17 protein-coding genes are annotated in these 22965 nt (G+C 69.2%); 8 read left to right on the forward strand and 9 right to left on the reverse strand.

Annotated features, from left to right (window positions below):
* Positions 1–106 precede the first annotated feature (106 nt).
* The gene (locus ACLJRM_RS28600; RefSeq protein WP_410664803.1) at positions 107–1753 is read left to right on the forward strand and encodes a DEAD/DEAH box helicase; all 1647 of its coding nucleotides are present in this window, start codon (positions 107–109) and stop codon (positions 1751–1753) included.
* A gap of 90 nt (positions 1754–1843) precedes the next feature.
* On the opposite strand, the gene ACLJRM_RS28605 is transcribed toward ACLJRM_RS28600, so the two are convergent.
* The 5 genes from ACLJRM_RS28605 to ACLJRM_RS28625 form a co-directional block, all read right to left on the reverse strand.
* Positions 1844–2776, reverse strand: a complete 933-nt coding sequence (locus ACLJRM_RS28605; RefSeq protein ID WP_101612971.1) for an acyl-ACP desaturase — start codon at positions 2774–2776, stop codon at positions 1844–1846.
* Between the two features lie 369 nt (positions 2777–3145).
* On the reverse strand, positions 3146–4162 hold the full coding sequence (locus ACLJRM_RS28610; protein ID WP_410664804.1) for an iron-siderophore ABC transporter substrate-binding protein: 1017 nt from the start codon (positions 4160–4162) through the stop codon (positions 3146–3148).
* 27 nt (positions 4163–4189) lie between these two features.
* Positions 4190–5092 carry an ABC transporter permease gene (locus ACLJRM_RS28615; RefSeq protein WP_410603865.1) on the reverse strand — a complete coding sequence of 301 codons (903 nt, stop codon included), beginning with the start codon at positions 5090–5092 and terminating at the stop codon, positions 4190–4192.
* Complete coding sequence (locus ACLJRM_RS28620) at positions 5079–5861, reverse strand: ABC transporter ATP-binding protein (RefSeq protein ID WP_101612968.1); 783 nt, start codon at positions 5859–5861, stop codon at positions 5079–5081. The genes ACLJRM_RS28615 and ACLJRM_RS28620 overlap by 14 nt, the downstream gene beginning before the upstream one ends.
* A 16-nt stretch (positions 5862–5877) precedes the next feature.
* Complete coding sequence (locus ACLJRM_RS28625; RefSeq protein WP_101612967.1) at positions 5878–6939, reverse strand: ABC transporter substrate-binding protein; 1062 nt, start codon at positions 6937–6939, stop codon at positions 5878–5880.
* A gap of 255 nt (positions 6940–7194) precedes the next feature.
* Between ACLJRM_RS28625 and ACLJRM_RS28630 the strand changes: the two genes are divergently transcribed.
* Positions 7195–8715, forward strand: a complete 1521-nt coding sequence (locus ACLJRM_RS28630) for a sensor histidine kinase (protein ID WP_410664922.1) — start codon at positions 7195–7197, stop codon at positions 8713–8715.
* A gap of 8 nt (positions 8716–8723) precedes the next feature.
* Here ACLJRM_RS28630 and folP read toward each other — a convergent pair whose 3' ends face one another.
* Positions 8724–9590, reverse strand: a complete 867-nt coding sequence (gene folP, locus ACLJRM_RS28635) for a dihydropteroate synthase (protein ID WP_410664805.1) — start codon at positions 9588–9590, stop codon at positions 8724–8726.
* Between the two features lie 158 nt (positions 9591–9748).
* Between folP and ACLJRM_RS28640 the strand changes: the two genes are divergently transcribed.
* A complete protein-coding gene (locus ACLJRM_RS28640; protein ID WP_410664806.1) occupies positions 9749–10933 on the forward strand; it encodes a glycoside hydrolase family 105 protein in 1185 nt (394 codons plus the stop codon).
* 49 nt (positions 10934–10982) lie between these two features.
* On the forward strand, positions 10983–11987 hold the full coding sequence (locus ACLJRM_RS28645; RefSeq protein WP_101612964.1) for a winged helix-turn-helix domain-containing protein: 1005 nt from the start codon (positions 10983–10985) through the stop codon (positions 11985–11987).
* Between the two features lie 209 nt (positions 11988–12196).
* Here ACLJRM_RS28645 and ACLJRM_RS28650 read toward each other — a convergent pair whose 3' ends face one another.
* Entirely contained in the window at positions 12197–13768 is a 1572-nt protein-coding gene (locus ACLJRM_RS28650) for an alkaline phosphatase D family protein (RefSeq protein ID WP_101612963.1), read from the reverse strand.
* A gap of 43 nt (positions 13769–13811) precedes the next feature.
* Positions 13812–14468: a hypothetical protein gene (locus ACLJRM_RS28655; protein WP_101612962.1), complete on the reverse strand. Its 657-nt coding sequence runs from the start codon at positions 14466–14468 to the stop codon at positions 13812–13814.
* A gap of 142 nt (positions 14469–14610) precedes the next feature.
* Between ACLJRM_RS28655 and ACLJRM_RS28660 the strand changes: the two genes are divergently transcribed.
* The 4 genes from ACLJRM_RS28660 (at position 14611) to ACLJRM_RS28675 (ending at position 21748) form a co-directional block, all read left to right on the forward strand.
* Positions 14611–17562, forward strand: coding sequence for a BTAD domain-containing putative transcriptional regulator (locus ACLJRM_RS28660; protein ID WP_410664807.1), 2952 nt, complete (start codon positions 14611–14613; stop codon positions 17560–17562).
* A 116-nt stretch (positions 17563–17678) separates the two neighbouring features.
* Entirely contained in the window at positions 17679–18902 is a 1224-nt protein-coding gene (locus ACLJRM_RS28665) for a hypothetical protein (protein WP_410664808.1), read from the forward strand.
* A gap of 143 nt (positions 18903–19045) precedes the next feature.
* Positions 19046–20431, forward strand: a complete 1386-nt coding sequence (locus ACLJRM_RS28670; RefSeq protein WP_410664809.1) for an FAD-binding oxidoreductase — start codon at positions 19046–19048, stop codon at positions 20429–20431.
* 96 nt (positions 20432–20527) lie between these two features.
* Complete coding sequence (locus tag ACLJRM_RS28675; protein ID WP_410664923.1) at positions 20528–21748, forward strand: glycoside hydrolase family 88 protein; 1221 nt, start codon at positions 20528–20530, stop codon at positions 21746–21748.
* Between the two features lie 564 nt (positions 21749–22312).
* Here ACLJRM_RS28675 and ACLJRM_RS28680 read toward each other — a convergent pair.
* The gene (locus ACLJRM_RS28680) at positions 22313–22756 is read right to left on the reverse strand and encodes a DUF4396 domain-containing protein (RefSeq protein ID WP_410664924.1); all 444 of its coding nucleotides are present in this window, start codon (positions 22754–22756) and stop codon (positions 22313–22315) included.
* Positions 22757–22965 lie beyond the last annotated feature (209 nt).

Consider the following 22965-nt stretch of genomic DNA (forward strand, 5'->3'; position numbering starts at 1 on the left):
TTCGTTGTCGAATGACCACGCGCCGCGACCCCCGAGGTCTGCGCCGGGCAGGACAACCGTTCCTATTCTTACGGAGACACCAGGGCGCACACGCGCCCATACGCTTATGAGCACACCTACTTTCACCGAACTCGGCCTGCCCAAGACCCTCGTGGACTCGCTCGCCGAGCAGGGCGTCACCAGCCCGTTCCCGATCCAGGCCGCCACGCTGCCGCATTCGCTGGCCGGCCGGGACGTCCTGGGCCGCGGCCGCACCGGCTCCGGCAAGACCTACGGCTTCGTGCTGCCCGTCCTCGCCCGGCTCGCCGCCGGCCCGACGCGCCGCCGCCCCGGCCGCCCGCGCGCGCTGGTGCTGGCGCCGACCCGCGAACTGGCCACCCAGATCGAGGCGTCGTTCCTGCCGCTGGCGAAGCCGCTCGGTCTCAAGGTCACCACCATTTTCGGCGGCGTGAGCCCCAACCCGCAGATCACCCGGCTGCGTGACGGCGTCGACATCGTCGTCGCCTGCCCCGGCAGGCTCGCCGACCACATGCGCTCGGGTGAGGCGAAGCTCGACCACATCGAGATCACCGTGCTGGACGAGGCCGACCACATGGCCGACCTCGGCTTCCTGCCCGACGTCCGGCGCATCATGTCCGAGACGCCGGATCGCGGGCAGCGGCTGCTGTTCTCCGCGACCCTCGACGCGGGCGTCGACGTGCTGGTCAAGCGCTTCATGCACGACCCGGTCACGCACAGCGTCGACTCGGCCCAGTCGCCGGTCTCGACCATGAAGCACCACGTGCTGCACCTGGAAGAGACCCACCGGCTGCCGGTGCTGATCGACCTCACCGCCGCGCCGGGCCGCACGCTGGTGTTCACCCGGACGAAGCACCGCGCCAAGCAGCTGACGCGCAAGCTCATGGCCTCCGGCGTGCCGGCGGTCGAACTGCACGGCAACCTCGGCCAGACCGCGCGCACGCGCAACCTGGAGGCCTTCGCCTCCGGTGCGGCGAAGACGCTGGTCGCGACCGACATCGCCGCCCGCGGTATCCACGTCGACGACGTCACGCTGGTCATCCACGCCGACCCGCCGGTCGAGCACAAGGCGTACCTGCACCGCTCGGGCCGCACGGCCCGCGCCGGGGCGTCCGGCACCGTCGTCACGCTGATGACCGACGCGCAGGTCGGCGACGTCCGCGACCTCACCCGCAAGGCGGGCATCAAGCCGACCACGACGCAGCTCGGCCCCGGCCACCCGCTGCTGTCGGAGCTGGCGCCCGGCGAGCGTTCGTTCACCGCGTCGCCGCGGCGGCCGATCGTGGACACGCGCCCGAAGAAGGTCACCGCCGGTGGCGAGGCCATCCGTGGCAAGGGCGAAGAGGAAGAGCGCCCCGCCAACCGGGGCACCAGGACCGGTCGCGGTCGTGGCCCCTCGGCCGGTGGCCGGGGTGCTTCCGGCGGCGGACGGGGCCGTGGCGGCTCCTCGGAAGGCCGTTCGCGTCAGCCGAGGACCGAAGGCGACCGCCGTGGCGGCGCTTCCGCGGGTCAGGGCCGTCGTGCGGCCGAGACCACCGGGCGTCGCGAAGGCGCGCCCAAGGGCGGCGGTCAGGCCCGTCGCGGTGCCACCGACTCCCAGCCGCGCCGGGGTGGCGCCTCCGCCGGTGCCTCGAAGTCCCAGTCGCGCACTCAGTCCGGCGGCGCTCCGGCCCGCCGTGGCGGTGCCGCCGCGTTCTCCGCGGGCACCCGCGCGGGTGGCCGCCGCTCGCGCTAACGCGTGATCAACGACGTGATTCGCGTGATTGAGGCCGTAACTCGTGAGTTACGGCCTCAATCACGCTAGTGCGGGGTTCAGGCACGCGAGTCACGCTTTTGCGGCGGCGCGGGCCGCGGCGGCCGCCCGGCGCTCCTCGAAACGCGACGCCTGGGTGTCGAGGCCCTTGAGGAACTGGTCGAGTTCGTCCCGCGCCTTCTCCCCCACCTCGCCGAGCCCTTCCAGCTCGAAGACCTTCCACTGCCGCAGCAGCGGCCAGATCACTTCGTCGTGATGGATCCGCAGGTCGTAGATGCCCGCCTTCGCGATCAGCGCGGCCTTCCGCACGAAGCTCGGGATCACCGCGCCCGGCATCTGGAACTGGACCACCTCGTCGGTGATCGCCCGCATCATCGCGTCGGGTGAAAGCTGCAGCGACGCCTGCACCAGGTTCCGGTAGAAGATCATGTGCAGGTTCTCGTCCATCGCCACCCGCGCGAGCAGCTTCTCGCACAACGGATCCTGCGTGTACTTCCCGGTGTTGCGGTGCGAAAGCCGCGTCGCGAGTTCCTGGAACGACACGTACGCGAAGACGTTCAGCAGTGCCTTGTCGCCGCTGTCGTACCCGGCCTGCATGGTCTGCATCCGGGCCCGCTCCAGCTCGACCGGGTCCACCGCGCGCGTCACCAGCAGGTAGTCACGGATGCAGATGCCGTGACGGCCTTCTTCCGCGGTCCAGCGGTGCACCCACGTGCCCCACGCGCCGTCGCGGCCGAAGGCCCGCTCGATCTCGCGGTGGTAGCTCGGCAGGTTGTCCTCGGTGAGGAGGTTGACCTCCAGCGAGGTCCGCGCGATCGGCGACACCCGCGACTGCTCGGGATCCCAGGGCTCGCCGCCCAGTTCGGCGAAGTTCTTGCCCTCGCTCCACGGCACGTACTCGTGCGGCATCCATTCCTTGGCGACCCCGAGATGCCGGTTGAGGTTCTCCTCGACCGTCCCCTCGAGTTCGAGCATCAGCCGGGTGCTTTCGGGAACCGTCGTCATGCGTTTTGTCCTTCCGGGGTACGGAAAACGCCCACCTACGACACCGTAACTTACGGTGCCGTAGGTGAGCCAGGCACGGAAGGTGAACTCACAGGACCCCGAAACGGACTGGACCTGGCTTTCGCAACAGCACCTCGTGCGATCACCCGACCGGACCGACGCTCTGACCGGCGAGCCAAAGGTTTCTTAGCTACCTACGGAATTCTGGGTGCGTCTGGGTCTTTTCGCGACTGGCGGGCGGCTGTGTCGCGAAAGCCACTTTCGGGACGTCAGATGTCGCGAAAGTGGCTTTCGCGACATGCTCGGCCGCGCTCGACGTGTGGGTCACGGGTCGGTCGGGTGGGCCATGAGCGAGAGAGTGCCCTGACCTCAGGTCGCCGGAACCGCCGCGAGCTTCGGCACCAGCTGCTCGATCGCGTAAGGAATGCTCAGCACCGTGTTGAACGAGATCGCGGCCCCCACCGGCGGATTGTCGTAGGTGATGAACAGATCCCGCTTTCCGGCCGAGACCTTCAGCTTCCCGTACACCGGATCCGCCCGGACCCTGGCCTCCGCGCCGGTGTCGGAGTTCAGCCACACCAGGCGATCCGCGTCGAACAGGTCGAACCGTTCCGAGGTGACCTCGACGACGTTCTTCGCCGGGTCGCTCTCCGCCTTGACCGGCTCGAAGGGCCGGAAGCCCAGCTCGGTCATGAAGATCATCTTCGGGTCGGTCGTGGTGAACGCCGAGAACTTGCCCGCCTCGAACGTGTCGGCGACGACCATCGACAGCTTCGCGAACTCGGGGTGTTCCGCCCGCGCCTTGGCGAACCGCGCGTCGATTCCCTTGATCAGGTCCTCGGCCTTCTGCGCGAGCCCCAGCGCGCGCCCCACCATCCGCGTCATCTCCTGCCACGGCGCCGCGTAGTCCTCGTACTTCGGCGGCTGCGCGACGACGGGGGCGATCTGCGAGAGCTTGTCGTACTGCTCCTTCTTCATGCCGCTGTACTGGGCGAGGATCAGCTCCGGCTTGAGCGCGGCGATCTTCTCGAGGTTGTAGTCGTCGCGCTCGCCGACGATCTCCGGCTGCTTGTCACCCCAGAGCGCCTGGGTCCACGGCCACTTCCCGTACGGCCGTTCCTTGAACCAGTCGACGGCGCCGACCGGCCGGATCCCCAGCGCCAGCACCGCGTCGTGATCGGACAGGCCGAGCGTGACGATCCGCGACGGCTGCTTCTCCACTGTGGTCGAACCGTATTTGTGCTCGACGGCCACCGGGAAGGTGCCTCGCGCCTCCGGCGGGACCAGGGTCTCGTCGACGGACGGCGAGGACCCGCATCCGGCCACCAGCAAGAACATCATCAGCGCGGTCAGGATCGCCTTGACCCGCACACCGAAATCGGACATGCGGGTAAGGCTAGCCTGGCCAAAGTCCTAAAGGGACGCCGTGAGACCACGGGCACGCAGGACCGAACGTTCCAGCGGGCGGAACACCAGCAACTCGATTCCGACGCCGACCAGCAGGATCAGGAAGATCGCCGAGATCACGCCTTCCATGCTGTTGAACGACGAGCCCTCGTTGAGATACGCGCCGAGCCCCTTGCCCAGCGCCGGGGACAACGCGATCAGCTCGGCGGCCATCAGCGAACGCCACGAGAACGCCCAGCCCTGCTTGAGCCCGGCCAGGAAACCGGGCAGCGCGGCGGGCAGCAGGATGTGCCGGGCAGCGGACAGCCTGCTCGCCCCCATCACCTGCCCGACCCGCGGCAGCATCGGCGGGATCTGGTCGATGCCCGAGACGAGGCCGTTCGCGATCGAAGGGACCGAACCCAGCAGGACGACGAAGTAGATCGAAGCGTCGTTCAGCCCGAACCACAGGATCGCCGCCGGCACCCAGGCCACCGACGGAAGGCTTTGCAGCCCGGTCAGGAACGGCCCGACAGCGGCGCGGACCAGCCGGACCTTCGCCACCAGCAGGCCGAGCGGGGTCCCGATGACCACGCCGATGAGGAAGCCCAGCGCGGCGCGGTGCACCGACGTCCAGACGAACTCGAAGATCTCGCCGGTGCTCGTGATGTCGACGAGTTCGTCCCACACCGCGAGCGGCGAGGGCAGCATCGTCTCGGGCCAGAACGCGGCGGCCCAAAGAATCTGCCACACCACGACCAGCAGGACCAGGAAGAGCAGCGGCGGCACGAACCCGCGCAGGAACCGCTTCCCCCGGCTCTCCCGGCGTTCGCCGGTGGGCGTGTCGAGCGAGTCGAGCCCCGCGCCGACGGCTTCGTCGGCCTCCTCCGCCGCGGACACTTCAGCGTCGGGGCGGTCAAGCCGCGGCATGGGTACTGATCACCTCCCGGAGGTGACCGGTGATCTCCAGCGTCAACTCCTCGGCGTCGGAGGCCTGGACGTCGCGCCATTCCCGCACGACCCGGCCCGGCCGCGACGAGAGCAGCACGACCCGCTGGCCGAGCCGGACTGCCTCGCGGACGTCGTGGGTCACGAACAGCACCGAAGTGCCGGTGCTGCGGTAGACGCGCAGCAGTTCGCCCTGCAGGACGTCGCGGGTGATGGCGTCGAGCGCGGCGAACGGCTCGTCCATCAGCAGCAGCGACTGCTCCGGGTCACCGCCGACGCGCAGGGTCGCGGCCAGCGCCCTGGCGAGCGCGACGCGCTGCCGCATCCCGCCGGACAGTTCGTGCGGCCGCTTGTCGCCCGCGCCGCCGAGGCGGACGAGTTCGAGCAGTTCGGCCGCCTTCTCGCGGCGCTCGCTCCGGCCGAAACCGGCCAGGCGCAGCGGAAGTTCCACATTGCGGGCCGCGGTCAGCCACGGCATCAGCGCGGCTTCCTGGAACATCACCGCGGGCCGGGAGGTTTCGAGCGTGATCGAGCCGGACGTCGGCTGGTCGAGACCGGCGACCAGGTTCAGCAGCGTGCTCTTGCCGCAGCCGGACGCGCCGAGCAGGCAGACGAACTCGCCGGGGGCGACCGTCAGGTCCATTCCGTCGAGGGCCACGACGGCGCGGCCGGTCGGGCCGAACGCCTTCCGGACACCGTCCAGGCGCACGGCGACACCGGTGGACAGGCCAGGCTCCAAGGTGGTCGTCATCGCTGATCCCCTCCGGTCACTTCGTCAGCCCGGGCGCGTCCACGCCGGGCTTGCCCTGCTCCTTGAGCACGGCGTTGAGCGGGCCGAAATCGGCGAACCCCTTGAGGTCCACCGCGGACTTCACCACGCCCGCGGTCACCGAGTCCTTCGCGAGCTGGGTGAAGGTCGACGCCACGGGGTCGATGCCGAGTTCGATACCGGAGAACGCGCGGTCGAGAACGGCTTCGTTCAGTGTGCTGCCCGCGAGTGCCTTGAGTTCTCCGTTGACCACCTTCTTCGCCTCGGCGGGGTTGGTCTTCGCCCAGTCGATGGCGGCGAGTTCACCCTTGAGGATGGCGGTGACGGTCTCCGGGTGCTGCTGCAGGAATTCGCTGCGGACGATCACGACCGTGGTCGGGAACTTGCCTTCCGGCCACAGGGTCTTCTCGTCCAGCAGGACCTTCGCGCCCGCGTCCAGCACCAGCCGCGAGGACCACGGCTCCGGCAGCCAGCCGCCGTCGAGCTCGCCCTTCTTGAAGGCGTCGAAGGTCTTGGGGTTGTCGAGGTTGGTGATCTTGACGTCGGGCAGCTTCTTCTCGGCGATGAACTTCTTGAGCGCGACGTCCTGGGTGTTGGCCAGCGACGGCGTCGCGATGTTCTTGCCGGTGAGCTGCTCGGGCGTGGTGATCTCGGGCTTCACCACCAGCTGCGCGCCGCCGGTGACCGCACCGGAGACGAGCTGGATGGCGCCCTTGGACTTGGTGAAGGCGTTGATCGCCGGTCCGGAGCCGATGAAGGCGATGTCGAGCGAGTTGCCGAGCAGCGCGTTGACCTCTTCGGGTCCCGCGTTGAACGTCTGGGTGGTGAGCTTCGTCGAGCCGAGCTCCTTGGCGAAGAAGCCGTTCTTGACCCCGATCAGCGCGGGCGCGTGCGTCACGTTCGGGAAGTACCCGACGCGCACCTCGCCCGCGGCGCCCTGGCTCTTCTGCTCCGGTGGCGCCGCGGCGTTCTCCGCGCGTGAACACCCCGCGATCCCACCGGCCAGGGTCAAGGCGGCGAAGGCCGCGGCCAGCAAGCGGGTTCTGTGGTGGGTGCTCACGGGGGACGCCTTTCGGGGGATAAGACTCAGCCTGGGTGGTGGCCGCGAGAGTCGCATGTTCACCCACGTGCCTGCATCGCCATCCGGATGACGGGAAACATCCTGAGAAACCTTGACACCAGGCGGAACTGTTGTTCCACATGTCAGGACGGGCGTCCCGATGGCGCCTCCCCCGATCGGGCGTCCTCCCGGTGTAACGGTCCGGGCCGAACGGGCGAATCACGCTTAGTGGTGAAGCACCCTCGGACCGTCGCGATGGCGGGCGTCCTGACGGCCGGCATCGGGCTGGGCGTACTGGCGACGACGCTCAAGATCGCCGACGGCACGCACACCGTGCTCGACACCACCCTGTCGACGACGACCGGGTTCCTCTTCCTGCTCGCCGGCGCCGTCGCGCACGTGCGCCGCGCCTCGAACCCCATCGGCCTGCTGATCGCGCTGGCCGGGCTCGCGCTGTTCGCCGAGGACCTGCAGTTCGCCGGGGACCCCCTCGCGCACACCGTCGGCCTGGCGCTGACCGCCGCGTCCAGCCCGGTGATCGCGCATCTCGTGCTCGCCTTCCCGCACGGGAAACTCCGGTCCCGCTGGGAGCGTGTCCTCGCCCTCTCCGCGTACGCCGTGGTCTTCGGCTCGGCGGTGCTCGGCCTGCTGGTCAACGACGATCCGAAGAACCTCGCCGCGATCGCGGCCTCCCCGGAGGCCGAACAGCTGGTCAAACGGCTGCTCGAACTGGTCGGCGCGCTGATCGGCGGCGGCGTCGTCGTGGTGCTGCTCTACCGCTGGCTCGCCGGACGGCTTCCGCAGCGGCGGCTGCTCTCCCCGGTCGTCGCGATCGCCGTGATCGGCGCGGTGAGCACCACGGTCGGCAGCGCGCTCGGCTCCGGGCATCCGGTCTCCGAACCGCTGCTGGACGTGTACCGGATCTCGTTCTGCCTGTGGCCGCTGGCGTTCCTGATCGGCGTGCTGCGGGCCCGGGTCGGCAACGCGGAGATGATCCGGCTCCTGCTGGAACGCGACGGCTCGGGGCTGGCCGCGCTCGTGCAGGACGACGAGGTGTGGAAGGACAGCCGGTCGATCGACGCGCTCAACGCCGCCGCCGGGCTGGTGCTGGACAACCAGCGCCTCGCCGCGGAACTGGAGGAACGCCTCGTCGAGGTCCAGGCGTCCCGCGCCCGCATCGTGGCCGCCGCCGACGACGAGCGGAGGCGCGTCGAACGGGATCTGCACGACGGGGCGCAGCAACGCCTGGTGAGCATCGTCCTGCTGCTGCGCATGGCCGAACGCCGGCTCGGCGACGACCTGACCCCGGCCGTCGCGGCCCTGCTGAAAGGCACCATCGACGAGTTGCAGGCCACCGTCACCGAACTGCGCGAACTCGCGCGCGGGCTCCGGCCCCCGATCCTCACCGAGGCCGGGCTGATCCCCGCGGTCCGGTCGCTGCTGGACCGGATCCCGCTCGCGGTCGACCTCGCGGAGGCGGACGTGCCCCGGCTCAGCGGCCCCGTGGAGGCGACGGCCTACTTCGTCGTCTCGGAAGCTGTCACCAACGCGCTGAAACACGCGCAGGCGCGGGAGGTCCGCGTGCGCATCGGCGTCGAGGAGGACGGCCTGCGGGTGGACGTCCACGACGACGGCACCGGCGAGGCCGACATCGACGGCGGCTCCGGGCTGCACGGCCTGCGCGACCGTGTCCGCGCGCTCGGCGGTGAGCTCACCGTCCTCGGCGAGCCCGGTACCGGCAGCACGGTTTCGGCCGTGATCCCGATGGACGGCTAAGTGGACGGCTAAGCGAGGCCGCGGATCGCGCGCGCGGGCGGGCGCGATCCCTGGATCGACGCGACCATCTCCACCACCTGCCGGGTGCGCTTGACCTCGTGCACCCGGAACACCTTCGCGCCCTCGGCCACCGCCCAGGCCGTCGCGGCGAGGGTGCCGTCGACCCGCTCCGCGAGTTCCACGCCGAGCGTCTCCCCGACGAAGTCCTTATTGGACAGTGCCATCAGCACCGGCCAGCCGGTGTCGGCCAGTTCCCGCGCGTGCCGCAGCAGCGCCAGGCTGTGCCAGGTGTTCTTTCCGAAGTCGTGGGTCGGGTCGATCAGCACCCCCTCGCGCGGGACACCGAGCGCGACGACCGCTTCGGCGAGGGCCGTCGTCTCCGCGACGACCTGGGCGACGATGTCCGGATAGCGCACCCGGAACGGACGGGTGCGCGGGACGGCGTTCCCGGTGTGCGAGCAGACGTACCCGGTGCCGAACTCCGCCGCGACCTCGGCCAGCTTCGGATCGGCTCCCGCCCAGGTGTCGTTGATCAGGTCCGCGCCCGCCTCGGCCGCGCGCCTGCCCACCTCGTGGCGCCAGGTGTCGACGCTGATCACCAGGTCGGGGTGCAGTTCGCGGATCCGCTCGACGAACGGGACCACCCGCCGGATCTCTTCCTCGACGTCGACCTCGGCACCGGGACCGGCCTTCACCCCGCCGATGTCGACGATGTCCGCCCCCTCCTCCACCGCCCGCGCGACGGCGGCGAGCGCGTCCGGGTCGGCGAAGGTCGCGCCCTTGTCGTAGAAGGAATCAGGGGTGCGGTTGACGATCGCCATGACCAGGGCCCGGTCCCGGGCGACGCGGCGGCCGCGGAAGGTCAGCTCGTTCACGTACCGATCGTAGGCGAGCGGGCGGCCTCGCGGAGAGTGCCGCCCACCGGGACCGTCCCGGGCAGCGGGAACGGCCGTTGACTCGCCACCGAAAAGGCGGGTAGACGTTGTCCTGCAAGGAAAGTTCAGCCGGTGTCCCCGCGCAGGAAGGGCCTCGCATGTCCCCGGATCCTCTTCGCACGGCCCGGCTGACGCGGCGCACGATGCTCGCCGGGACCGCGGGCGCCCTCGGCGCGCTGGCCCTGCCCGGCACGGCGAGCGCGGCTCCGGTCGACTGGTCCCGGGCGGTCGTCGACTCGACGATGAAGCGCTTCACCCCGGCCACCCTCGGCGGCTGGGGCTACACCCGCGGCCTTTACCTCTACGGCCAGTACCTCGTGTACCGGCGCACCGGCGAGCGGCGCTACCTCGACTACATCCTCGCCTGGTACGACCGGTTCGTCACCGAAAGCGGGATCGCAGGCGGCTTCACCAACCTGGACGCGATGCGCTCCGGGCAGATGTTCCCCTTGCTGTACACCGAAACCGGGCAAGCGAAGTACAAGACCGCGGCGGAACAGCTGCGCGCGCGGTTCCCGTCCTATCCCCGGACGTCCGACGGCGGGATGTTCCACGCCACGAGCAAGACCGGGCAGTTGTGGGCGGACGGCGTCTACATGGCGCAGCCGTTCCTGGCGCTGTACGGCAAGACCTTCGGCGATCCCGGCTACTGCTACGAAGAGGCCGCGAAGAACGTCATCGTCTACTTCGACAGGCTCAAGGAGCCCGCCACGGGCCTGCTCTACCACGCCTACGACGAAGACGGCTCGGAACCGTGGGCGTCGGGCGACGGGCGGCATTCGAAATTCCACTGGGCCCGCGCGATCGGCTGGCTCGGGATGACGGCGATCGACCTCCTCGAGATCCTGCCCGGCGGCCATCCGCGCCGGAAACGCCTCGTCGAGGTCGTCAAGTTCCTCGCGGCCGGTTACACCCGGTGGCAGGACCGGGCCTCGGGCCGCTGGTTCCAGATCGTCGACCGGGACGGCGACCAGGACAACTGGCTGGAGACCTCGGCGTCGGCGATGTACACCTTCCTGCTCTCGCGCGGCGTCGAACGCGGCCATATCGGCCCTGAATACCGGCCCGTCGCCGCTAAGGGCCACCGCGGGGTCCTGTCCCAGATCTCGGCCGGTGCCGATGGATTGGCGGATATCAAAAACATCTCCGAGGGCACTAACGTCGGTGACACCGCGTATTACTACGCGCGTAAGCGCAACACCAACGATTTCCACGGTCTCGGCGCGTTCCTCATCATGAATGAGCAACTCGCTTTTCCCGGGCGGTGCAGGGTATTGACCTGAGGCGCTAACATCGCGTGCTGCGACGCCCACTCCCAGGAGGGACGACCGGATGCGCGAGACGCCACCCCAGGCTTCTTATACCCGGCTCGAACTCGGTGACACCAGCACGATCTCGGTAGGTGTGACGGTTTCCCCGCACATCTCGCTGGTTTCGATGCTCGTTGAGGTCGTCGGCGGGTACGACCGCGGCCTGCCCGCCCCCTGGCGCCGTCAGGTGGGCTCGGCGATCCCCGAGCAGGGTTACCGCGCCGCGAGCGCGCTCGCCCGACGGGGGACCTCCGTCCAGCCGGACTTCATCGTGCCGATCAGTCCCACCGAGGACGCCGCGGCCGCCGCGCAGACGGAAATGCTGCGCGACCTGACCGAAGCCGACGTCCACAAGGGCCTGGAAGAGGTCTTCGGCGACCGGTTGCCCGCGCAGTGGCGGCAGGCCGCCGACCATCCGAGACGCTGGGTCGCCTCGCTCGCGGACGCCTTCACCGCGACCCGGCTGGCGACCGAAAACCTGTGGACCAAGGCCCGTCCCCTGCTCGACCGCGAGATCGAACGCATCGGCGTCGCCTCCGTCCGCGGCGGGACCGACGCGGTACTCGGCCTGCTGCGGCCCCATTTCCGGTTCAGCAACGGCTCCCTGCTGCTGCCCGACGCCGAACCGGCGCGGTACACCGCCCGTGGCCGCAAGCTGATCCTCGTCCCGATGCTCGCCGGCTGCCGGTCGGTGGTGTCCAACTTCGACGAAGAGGACACCATCTGGATCGGCTACCCGCTGCCGGGACTGGACGGCCTGCTCGAGAACGGCAAGCCCGAAACACCCCCCGGCGTCGACGGACTCGACCTGGTGGTCGGCGCACATCGCGCGAAACTGTTGCGGCACTTGGGAAAACCCGCGCGTATGGGCGAGATCGCAAATCTCCTGTCCTGCGCGGCCAGCACCGCGACCTATCACTGTGAGCAGTTGGTCTCGGCCGGTCTGATCCAGCGGCACCGCGAGGGTCAGGTCGTCCTCGTGGTCCGGACGCCTCGCGGTGACGCACTGGTGGACCTGCTGTCCTGACTCGTGAGTGGTAGGGACGGTTAGCTCGTCGCGCGATCACCGACCAGGCCGACCTCGGTCCAGGTGGTCGTGAGTGGCATTTCGTGTTCTAACCCGAATTGCCACTCACGACCACCCCGACCCAGCACGCCACCATCCCCGGTGTCGCGCGATCACCCGACCGCGATGCGTGAAGGCCCTTCCCCAAGTACGACCAGAGTGCCGAACCGTTAGACCTTCTGCAGCCCCGGCTTACCCGCTTCGACGACGTAGCTGCGGTCCGCGGCCAGGGTCACCTTCGAGAAGTCGTACTCGGTGGTGTCCGAAACCGTCATGAAGTCCGCCCGCATCTGCGTTTGCGACGCCGTCACCCGGACGTAGCCACGCTTTCCCCGGCAGTACTTGACGTGCGGGTTGTTCGACAGCCAGGTCGACGACGGATCGGTCGCGGTGTCGCTGTTGCTCGTGACCGAGGTCGTCACCAGTTCCGAACCGAACACCGGGTCGCTGTGGTTGAAGTAGTCGCGGCGCAGATCGGCCGCCCAGTGCCGGTGGACGTCGCCGGTCAGCACGATCGGGTTCGGCACCTTGCGGTCCACGATGCCCTTCGCGATCCGGTCGCGGGAGGCCTCGTAACCCTGCCAGGAGTCGGGGCTCTCACAGGTCGCCTTGTTGCCGTCGCCGTCACGGGTGGCGAAGAAGACCTGCTGACCGAGGAAGTCCCACTTCGCCGGATGCGTCTCCAGCGCCTTCAGCAGCCAAGCCTCCTGCGCTGTGCCCAGGATGCTGCGCGACGTCGACCGCATGTCGGTGCACGACGGCCCCGCCGAACCGGACGGGTCTGGCACCTGCGCGTTGCGGTACTGACGGGTGTCGAGCATGTGGAACCGGGCGAGGTTGCCCCAGCCGAACTGCCGGTACAGGCGGATCGCCGCGCCGCTCGGCTTGGCGGTGGAGCGGATCGGCATGTTCTCGTAGAACGCCTGGAAACCGGCGGTCTTGCGCTCCGCCGTCGCCGGAGCGGTGGAGCCGTTCCAGTTGTTCATCACCTCGTGGTCGTCGAAGACCACGATCCACGGCGCCATCGCGTGTGCGTTCTGCAGGTCGGCGTCGGTCTTGTGCTGGGCGTGCCGCGCGCGGTAGTGCGCCAGCGTCTTCACCTCGTCGGTGAAGGCCAGCTTGCGCGGATTCCGTTCGGCGGCCACGCGGCCGGACTTCTTCTCGTACATGTAGTCGCCGAGGAACAGCACCAGATCCGGATCGTCGGCGAGCATGCCCTTGTACGAGTGGTACCAGCCCTCCTCCCAGTGCTGGCAGGAGGAAAAGCAGTACTTCAGCTGGTCCACGACCGCACCGGCGGCGGGGGCCGTCCTGGTCCGGCCGACCGGCGAGATGTAGCCGCTGGTCTTGAAGCGGTAGAAGTATTCGCGTCCCGCCTGGAGCCCGGCCGGTTCGATGTGCACGCTGTGCCCGGAAGCGCGGGCCGCGGTCGCGGTGCCCTTCTGCACGACCGAGGAGAACGCCTGGTCGTTCGCGATCTCCCAGTCCACTGTGTACGAAGCGTCCGGCATCCCGCCGAAGCCGTCGGGGTTCAGCGGGGCGGGAGCGAGACGCGTCCACAGCACGACACTGTCCGGCAGGGGGTCACCCGAGGCGACACCGAGCTGGAACGGGTCGCGGATGGCGGGCGCCGCCGCCAGCGTTCTCGCGTTCGCCCACGAAGGCACCGTCGACGACAACGCAGCCGCCGAAACCGCCGCGGCTCCACCGAGGAGTACCGCCCGCCGGTTCACCTGACCCATGAGAATTCAACCTTTCGAAGTGGGGAAAGAACGGGGAGGGATTTCACGCGGCGTAATCGGTGATGCCGGCGCTACACGCTTCGAGGGCCGGATTCGCGGAAGCGTTGGCGACGCAGACCTTGTAATAGACCCACGAGCCCTTCGCGACCGGCACGGCCTTGTCGACGTGGGTGCCGTTACCGCCGGAAGCCCAGACGTAGAACGGGCCGGCGCCACCCTTCAGCCAGTAGGCGACCACGGCGGACTTGCCGTCGGCGTCCTTGTCGTAGACCAGGAAATGAGCATCCGATGAACGGAACTGGCCCTCACCGGCGCAGACGCCGGTGGAGCATTCGGCGCTGCCGGTGCCGACCCCGCAGTCGGGCGCGATCCGCTGGTCGGAGCCGGTGTAGACGTAGCCGTCGGAGATGTAGCCGCCGAGCGCGGGGACGTAGTCCCACAACGTCGTCTTGCCGAGGGGACCGGTGACCTCGGTCCCGATCGTCTGGCAGTCGATGGTCACCGTGGCGCCGTTGGCCACCGTGCGCACCGCGGTCGAGGTGGTGCTCGGGGCGCGGCGCACGTTCAGCGGATCACCCGCCGTCTTGACGGTCCCGGTGGCCGCGGCCAGCGCGGGAGTCGCGCCGGCCAGGCCGAAAGCACCCGCCGTCGCCAGCACGAGGAAGAAACCGGCGAGCCGCCGGACACTTGAACGCTTCATGGCTGCAGCGTCGACCGGTCTCGTACACGACCCGTACAAACCGCGTCCACTGTCTGCACTTGCATGCGAATGGATCTAGCCACCATGGCGGGACGGCAATATTATCGGCAGATATGGGGCTCCTGCCGTATTGGCGGTTTAGGTGACAATTCTCGGGTTTCGCGTTCTCGGTCCGCTCGAAGTGGCGGTGGACGGACAGGTGGTGCCGCTCGGCGGCCCCAAACCGCGTCTGCTGCTCGCCGCTCTCCTGCTTCAACCCAACGTCGTCGTCTCCACCGAACTGCTGATCGAGGTCCTGTGGCCTTCGTCGGCTCCGCGTTCGGCGGCGGCGAACATCCGCACCTACGTTCATTCGCTCCGCAAACGTCTCGCCGATCGCGATCCGGAACTGGGGGAACGCATCGGCAGCCGGGCGTCCGGCTACATCCTCAAAGCCACCCCGGGGGAGATCGACCACGTCCGATTCGGCGAATTGGCCGCCGCCGCGCAGGACGCGCTCGGCCACGGGGACGCCGAATCCGCCCTCGGCCTGCTGGATCAAGCCGAAGCGCTGTGGCGCGGGGAAGTCCTCGAAGGGCTCCCCCACGACCACGGCTGGGGCGCGACGGTGGCCCGGCTGACGGAATCACGGCTCGCCGTCCAGGAACAGCGGTTGCGGGCGAGGATCGAGCTCGGCCGCACCGCCGAAGCCGTCGCCGAACTGCGCGGCCTGGTCACCGAGCATCCCCTGCGCGAAGAACTCTGGCAGCAGCTGATCGTGGCGCTGCGGGCCGACGGCCGCACGGCCGAAGCCATCGAGGCCTACGAAACGGCCGAGAAGGTGCTGGCCGAGGAGCTCGGCACCGAACCGGGGCCGCGGCTGCGGGAACTGCGGGCCTCGCTGGTCGTGACGCCCCCCGTGACCGCGGACTCCGTGGCCGCCGCCCTCACCCGGCCGATGACGCCGGTCTGCCAGCTTCCGCTGGACCTGCCGGACTTCACCGGCCGCGACGGGGTGGTCGGCGCCCTCGCCGACCTCTTCCGTGACCGTCGTGATCAGGGAAAACCCGCGATCGCGGTGCTTTCGGGGGCGCCGGGGGTCGGCAAGTCCTCGGTCGCGATCCGGGTGGCGCACGCGGTCCGGGAGGACTTCCCGGACGGTCAGCTGCACGTCGATCTCGCCGGGACGTCGTCCTCGCCCCGGCCCCCGATGACCGTGCTCGCGGAGTTGCTCCGCGCGCTGGGGGTCCCCGACGCGGGACTGCCGCGTGATCTCCCCGAACGCGCGGCGCTGCTGCGGTCCAGGCTGGCGAGCATGCGCATGTGCGTGGTCCTGGACGACGCGGGCAGCGCGGCGCAGGTCCGGCCGCTCCTGCCCGGCGCCGGTGCCTGCGCGGTGCTGGTCACCAGCCGGGTGCGGATGCCGGATCTGGCCGGGGCCACCCCGTTCGATGTCGACCTCCTGCCCGAGGCCGAGGCCGCGAAGCTGCTCGAAGGCATCGTCGGCACCGAGAGGGTCGCCGCGGAGCCGGACTGCGCGGCCGCGATCCTCCGGCACTGCGGGTACCTGCCGCTGGCGATCCGGGTCGCCGGGGCGAAGCTGACCAACAGGCCGGGCTGGACGCTGCGTGTCCTGGCGGACAGGCTGCGGGACGAGAGACGAAGACTCGACGAACTCCGGGTCGGCGATCTGGCCGTCCGCGCCAGTGTCACGCTCAGCTACGACCTCCTGCCGATGTCGGCGGCGACCGCGTTCCGCGGCCTCGGCGGGCTCGGCTCGGTCCAGTTCCCCGCCTGGGTGGTCGCGGCGCTGCTCGGCCGCGCGCACGCCGACGACGTCCTCGATGTGCTGGTGGACGCCCACCTGGTCGAACTCATCGGCTCGGACGGCACCGGCGAGCCCCGCTATCGCCTGCACGACCTGTTGCGGTGCTACGCCCTCGAACTGCGTGCGCAGGACGTCCCGGAGAAGGCGCGCGAGGCCACGAAACGGGTGCTGGAGGGTTATCTCGCGCTCGCGGTCGAGGCCGCGGACCGGATGCCGATCCACTTCTTCGGCCTCTACCGGGACGACACTGCCGACCAGCCCGCGCTCCCGCGGGGAACCGGACGGCTGGTCGAGGATCCGGCCGCGTGGTTCGCCGCCGAGCGGCACACCTGCGTCGCCGCCGTCGCACTGGCCGCCGACCTCGGCTTCGACGCGCTGGCCTGGCGTCTGACCGCCGCGCTGGCGCCGTACTTCGACCAGCGCGGCCACCAGGACGACTGGCTGCAGACGCACGCCGTGGCGCTGGCCTCCGCCCGCCGGTCCGGCGAGATCCGCGGGGAGGCGATCATCCAGCGCAACCTCGGCCAGATCCAGCTGTACCAGGACAGCTACGCCGAAGCGCTGGTCGCGTTCGAGCAGTCGCAACTGCTGTTCGACAAGATCGGCGACGCGCGGGGCGCGGCCATCGCGCTGGCCGGGCTCGGCACCGTGCTGCGGATCAAGGGCGAGGACACCGTCGCTCTGGAGCACTGCCACGCGGCGCTCGATCAGTTCTCCGCGGCCGGTGATCCGCACGGCGAGGCCGTCGCGCGGATCGCGATCGGCGCGGTGTGGCTGGCGCGGCGCCGGTTCACCGACGCGGAACACTGGTTCACCGAGGCGCTCGAACAGTCGGCGAACATCGGCGACCGGCATCGGGAGGCGCACGCGTTGAAGCGGCTCGCGATGCTGCGGCAGCATCAGGGCAATCTCGCCGGCGCGCGGGAGCGGGTCGACCGGGCCATCGCGATCTTCAACGAACTCGGCGACGACCACTGCGTCGGGTACGCGAACCAGAACCTCGGCGAGTTGTACCTGCACAGCGGCGATCTCGCCCACGCGCAACTGCTGCTGGTCAATTCGCTGAGCGTGCACCGCCGCAACGGGGACCGCCGGTCCGAGGCGGAGGTGTCGCAACTGCTCGGGCAACTGCACGAGGCGCTGAGCCAGCCGGAGCGGTCACGGACCTATTCGGAACGCGCGCTGGCGTTGTGGCGAGAGCTCTCCGCGCGGCCGCAGGAATCCGCGCTCGCTTCGCGCCTTCAGGAATCCGCCGAAGCCTCCTACGGGAAGCCTGCTTCCGCCTGATCCTCACTCAGCGAGACGGCACCCCCTCCGGTGCCGTCTCGCTTTTGTATCGATCGTGTACACGCCCCGGCGAAGCTCCCTTCGTAGCAACCGAGAGTGCTCGAAGGGAGACCGGAATGGTCCGGACCGTGAAGGCCCGCCGCGTGATGGCGGCCGTGCTGGCCATGGGGGCGGTCATCGCGCTGACCGCCGGCCCCGCGAACGCGGCGGCGGAGGGAAGCTGGCGCGCCGATCTGTCCACTGTGGATGGCGACGACGTCAACGTCCGCAGCGACGGCGGTGTGCTCAGCCTGGAAAACGCCGCGTGGCACAGAAAACCCGACTCCATCGGCAGCCAGGGCTACCTGCTGCTGGCCGAGCGGAACCTCGGGAAGCCGGTGAACCGCGTGACCGCGCAGGTGACCGCCGAAGCGCCGAACGGCACCGAGGTCGAGGTCGACGTCCGCGGCAAGCTCAACGCCAACGACTGGACGGAATGGACTCCCACCGAAGGAGGCGCCGCCCAGCTGTCCGCTTCGGTCTCCACGGTCCAGGTCCGCGTCGGACTGCGCACCGTGAACGACGGCGTGACCGCGAAGGTCAGCGACATCACCCTCCAGGGCGAGCTCGGCCCGCAGGTCAACGCGATCGGCGCGGCCGCCGCCCCGCTGACGTACAAGGTCTTCGGTACCCGTGAAGGTCTCGTCGGCGGCACCACCGCCAACGGGCACGTGATCAAGTCCCGCGACCACTTCGTCGCCCTGCCGTCGGGCCGCGGCCTGGCGCCCAAGAACACCGGCAACTACACCGTCCGGATCTGCCGCACCGACAACAGCCGCTGCGAGTACGCGCCGGTGTGGGACGTCGGCCCGTGGAACACCAAGGACGACTACTGGAACCCGTCGGCCACCCGCCAGATGTGGAAGAACCTGCCGCAGGGCAAGCCCGAAGCGCAGGCCGCGTACCAGGACGGCTACAACGGCGGCAAGGACGAGTTCGGCCGCAAGGTGGCCAACCCGGCGGGTATCGACCTCGCGGACGGCACCTTCTGGGACGGCCTGAAGATGACGGACAACGGCTGGGTCAACGTCTCCTACCTGTGGACCGGCTCCGGTCCGACCGGCGTCATCAGCACGGCGGGCGACCCGATGAACGTCCGGGCGTCGGCGAGCACCACCGCGGCGATCAAGGGCCTCGCGGCGAACTACGCGAAGGTCAACATCGAGTGCTACGTCGAGGGCGAGACCGTCACCGGCAAGTTCGGCACCAGCAACATCTGGGACCGGATCGGCCCGGGGCACTACGTCTCCGACACCTACCTGAAGACCGGATCGGATCTCCCGGTGGCACCCAAGTGCTGAGGCACCCCTGAACGCGAAGGCCCGGCGCACCCCATAGCGCCGGGCTTTCGCCCTTTGGGCCGCCCTTTTTCCCGCGCGGATGGACCTTGTGCCGGGTCGTCCGCCCTCCAGACTGTGCGGTAGCCACGACCTGAGGGGGTCCCATGCATCCGCCTGAAACGACCGCGTTGCGCCGGAAACTGTCCGGCGCGGTGGTCACCGCCGCCGACCCGGGTTACGACGCGGCCCGTGCCGTGTGGAACGGGGACATCGACCGGCGCCCGGCCGTGGTCGTCGAATGCGCCAGCCGCCAAGATGTCGTCACCGCGCTGGCCTTCGGCCGCGAAAAGGGCCTCGAGATCACCGTCCGGGGCGGCGGGCACAGCTTCAGCGGTTCCGCCGTCACCGACGACGGCCTGGTGATCGACCTCGGCGGGCTGCGGCGGGTCACCGTCGACCCGGCCTCCCGGACCGCGCTGGTCGGCGGCGGCGCGCTCTGGGCCGACGTCGACGAGGCGACCCAGCGGTACGGGCTCGCGACGGTCGGCGGCACGGTGAGCGACACGGGCGTCGGCGGCCTCACCCTCGGCGGCGGTTTCGGTTGGCTGACCGCGAAACACGGGCTCACGATCGACAACCTGGTTTCGGCGGAGGTCGTGACGGCCGACGGCCGGATCCTGCGGGCTTCCGAGGGAACGCATCCGGATCTGTTCTGGGCGCTGAGGGGTGGCGGCGGCAACTTCGGCGTGGTCACGGAATTCGAGTTCCGGCTGCACCGCGTCGGCCTGGCCGAGGTCGGGATGTTCTTCTGGACGCTGGAGGACGCGCCCAAGGCGCTGCGCTTCGCGAGGGACGTGATCGCGACGCTGCCGCCGGGCACCGGCGCCATGCTCGTCGGGCTCAACGCGCCACCCGTGCCGTTCGTCCCGGCCGAGTACCACCTCGTGCCGGGTCTCGCGCTGGTCGTCACCGGCTTCGACGGTCCCGAACGGCACGCCCGGCTGATCGAGCGGATCCGGGACGGGCTGCCGACGGCGTTCGAACTGGTCTCCCCGATGCCTTACGCCAACCTGCAAAAGCTGCTGGATCCGACTGCGCCCCGCGGCATCCTCGCCTACGAGAAATCGCTCTACGTCGACTCACTGTCCGAAGAGGTCATCGACCTGATCGCCGCGCGCCTGCCGGACAAGGCGTCGCCCATGACCATCATGCCGATCGTGCCGTTGCAGGACACGTACTCGACGGTGCACGACGACGCGACCGCGTTCGGCGGCCCGCGGACGCCCGGCTTCGTCGTCGGTTTCGCGGCCACGGCCACGACCCCGGAACTCCTGGCCGCCGATCGCGCCTGGACACGGGCGCTGTGGGAAGAACTCCTGCCGCATTCCAACAACCACGGCGGCTACCTGAATTTCCTGAACGAATACGACGAGGACAGGGTCCGCACGGCGTACGGCGCGGCGAAGTACGCGCGGCTGGCCGCGATCAAGGCGGTGTACGACCCGGAAAACGTGTTCCACCACAATGCGAACATCCGTCCCGCTGAGTGAGGCTTCTTTATTCACAACCATGAATGGCCTTCACAAGCGCGTAACCGTCGTGCGAAACTCCCGTGACGCATTTCCCACTGACGAATGGCGGGCATTGTGAGCGTTTCGCGGCGAACCCTGTTGACCACCGCTGCCGGTGCCGCCGTCGCGGCGGCGGCGATCCCCTCCGTCGCCAGTGCGGCGGAGGAAGAAGCCGCCGGGGTAACGAGTTTCCGCCGGGCGGCGGACTACGCGGTCACCAAGCTGCGAGCCGTCGCCCCCGGCGTGAGCACCTTTCCGGAGATCACCCGGTTCGAGAAATGGACCTATTCCGCCAAGGGCGGCTGGATCGGCGGTTTCTGGCCGGGAACATTGTGGCTCGCGTCGATCTACAGCGGCGATCCGCAATTCCGGACCCTCGCGATGGCGTCCGCGGAAAAGCTCGCGCCGCGCCAGTACGAGACGAGCGATCATGACCTCGGATTCCTGTTCTACCCGTCGTGGGTGACCGGCTGGCGGCTCACCGGCGACGAGAAATGGCGCACCGGCGCGCTCACCGCCGCGTCGTCACTCATCCAGCGCTACAACGAAAAAGGGAAGTTCATCCGGGCTTGGGGCGCACTCGGCACCCCGGGCAACGCCGGCCGGGTCATCGTCGACACGATGATGAACCTCGACCTGCTGACCTTCGCGAGCAAGCAGACCGGTGACCGGAAGTACCTCGACATCGCCGTCTCCCACGCGAAGACCACCGAACGGGTCTTCGTGCGCCCGGACGGTTCGACCCCGCACGTGTTCGACTTCAACCCGGACACGGGCGCCGAGATCGGCCCGAACTCCGTGCAGGGCTACGGCCCGACGTCCTGCTGGTCGCGTGGTCAGGCGTGGGCGATCTACGGCTTCACCACGATGTACCGGCGCTCCGGCGACCCGCTGTTCCTGCGGACCGCGCAACGCCTGGCGGATTTCGCGCTCCGCGCCCTCACCCCGGACAACGTCCCGGTGTGGGACTACCTCGCCCCGCAGGCCCCGCACGACATCAAGGACTCCTCCGCCGGCGCCGTGATGGCATGCGGCCTGCTCGACCTGGCGAAGGTCGCGAACCGGCCGCACTACCGCGAGGCGGCGATCCGGATCCTCACCGCGCTGTGCGACACCTGCCTGACCACGAAGTCCACCCGCGCCGAGGCGATCGTGGCGCGGGGCACGCGCAACCGTCCGGCTGAGGACGGCGTCGAGGTTTCGCTGCCGTACGCCGACTATTACCTGCTGGAGGGCATCCTGCGGGTGCTGATGCCGAAGGAGATCGACAAGGCGATCGACCTCTCGAGCGTCTAACTGGGGCGGCTGTCCGCCTGCTGTCCCCAATGTCGCACTAGGGACGCTGAGCGTCTCAAATGCGACATTGGGAACACCGACCACCGCGCCGGGACGCGGGTCCGGAATCTCGTGAGTGGTAAGGACGGTTCTGGTGAACCTGCATTTGCCTACCCACTGGATCCTGATGTCATCTCGGTGAGCTTGTAGGGCTTGTTCTGGATGGCGTTGTGGGGTGGCATGGTCTTGATCAACGGAGGATCGGGGACGTTGAGTGTCCCCGATCCTCCGTTGATCAAGCTCCGAGACCGGAGCGACCCCGTCGACTACCGCACCTCACTTGCCCTGATCACGCGTAGGTAGGCGAATACCGGTCCGCTCTAACCGTCCCTACCACTCACGAGGTTTGGGCTCGCCGTCCCGGATGTCGCGAAAGCCACTTTCGCGACGTCGGATGTCCCGCAAGTGGCTTTCGCGACACGGTCACCAGGCAGCATGGAGTCCGTGAAGGCCTCCTTCACTACCTTCAGGGTAGGCAAGGAGGCCTTCACGGACCTGCGATCAAGCGAATCCCGACCCGGCCGCTCAGTGAGCGTGGTCCTCGTGACCACCGTGGTGCGCGTGGACCTTCGCGTGCCCAAGACCGCGCCCGATCATCCACTTGTTCACCGGCACCGTCAGCACGAACGCGACGGCCAGCGAGAACGCCAGCGCGCCCCAGAACAGCAGGCTCGCGAGCCCGGCCTCCATGGCGCCCGGCACCACCAGCATGACCCCGTTGTCGACGATCTCCATGACCGCGATCGACACGGTGTCCGCGGCCAGCGCCACCTTGAGCGCGGTACCGAACGGCAGGCCCGACTTCAGCACGCCGCGCATGGTCAGCGCGTAGCCGAAGACGAACGCGAGCGCCACCGCCAGGACGATCGTCGCCACGTTGCCCAGGCCGAGCGCCGTGCCGATCACCATGCCGAGGACCTCGCCGATCGCACAGCCGGTGAGGCAGTGCAGGGTCGCCGACGCCGCCATCGACCAGCTTGCTCCATGCCGTGTCTCGTTCATGCGGGGAAATATACCCCCCACCCGTATACATGGCACAGTGACCCGCGTCTCCCGGTCGCTCACCGTCACTCCCATAGGCCGACCCGGTAATCGGACCAGGTCGATGAACTCACTTCCGTAACCCTTTGCGCTCATCCGGTTGACCGGGGTAACCGAAGACCTTAGTTTCGCCGGAG

The sequence above is a fragment of the Amycolatopsis sp. lyj-84 genome (genome assembly GCF_046549075.1).
Taxonomy (GTDB): Bacteria; Actinomycetota; Actinomycetes; order Mycobacteriales; family Pseudonocardiaceae; genus Amycolatopsis.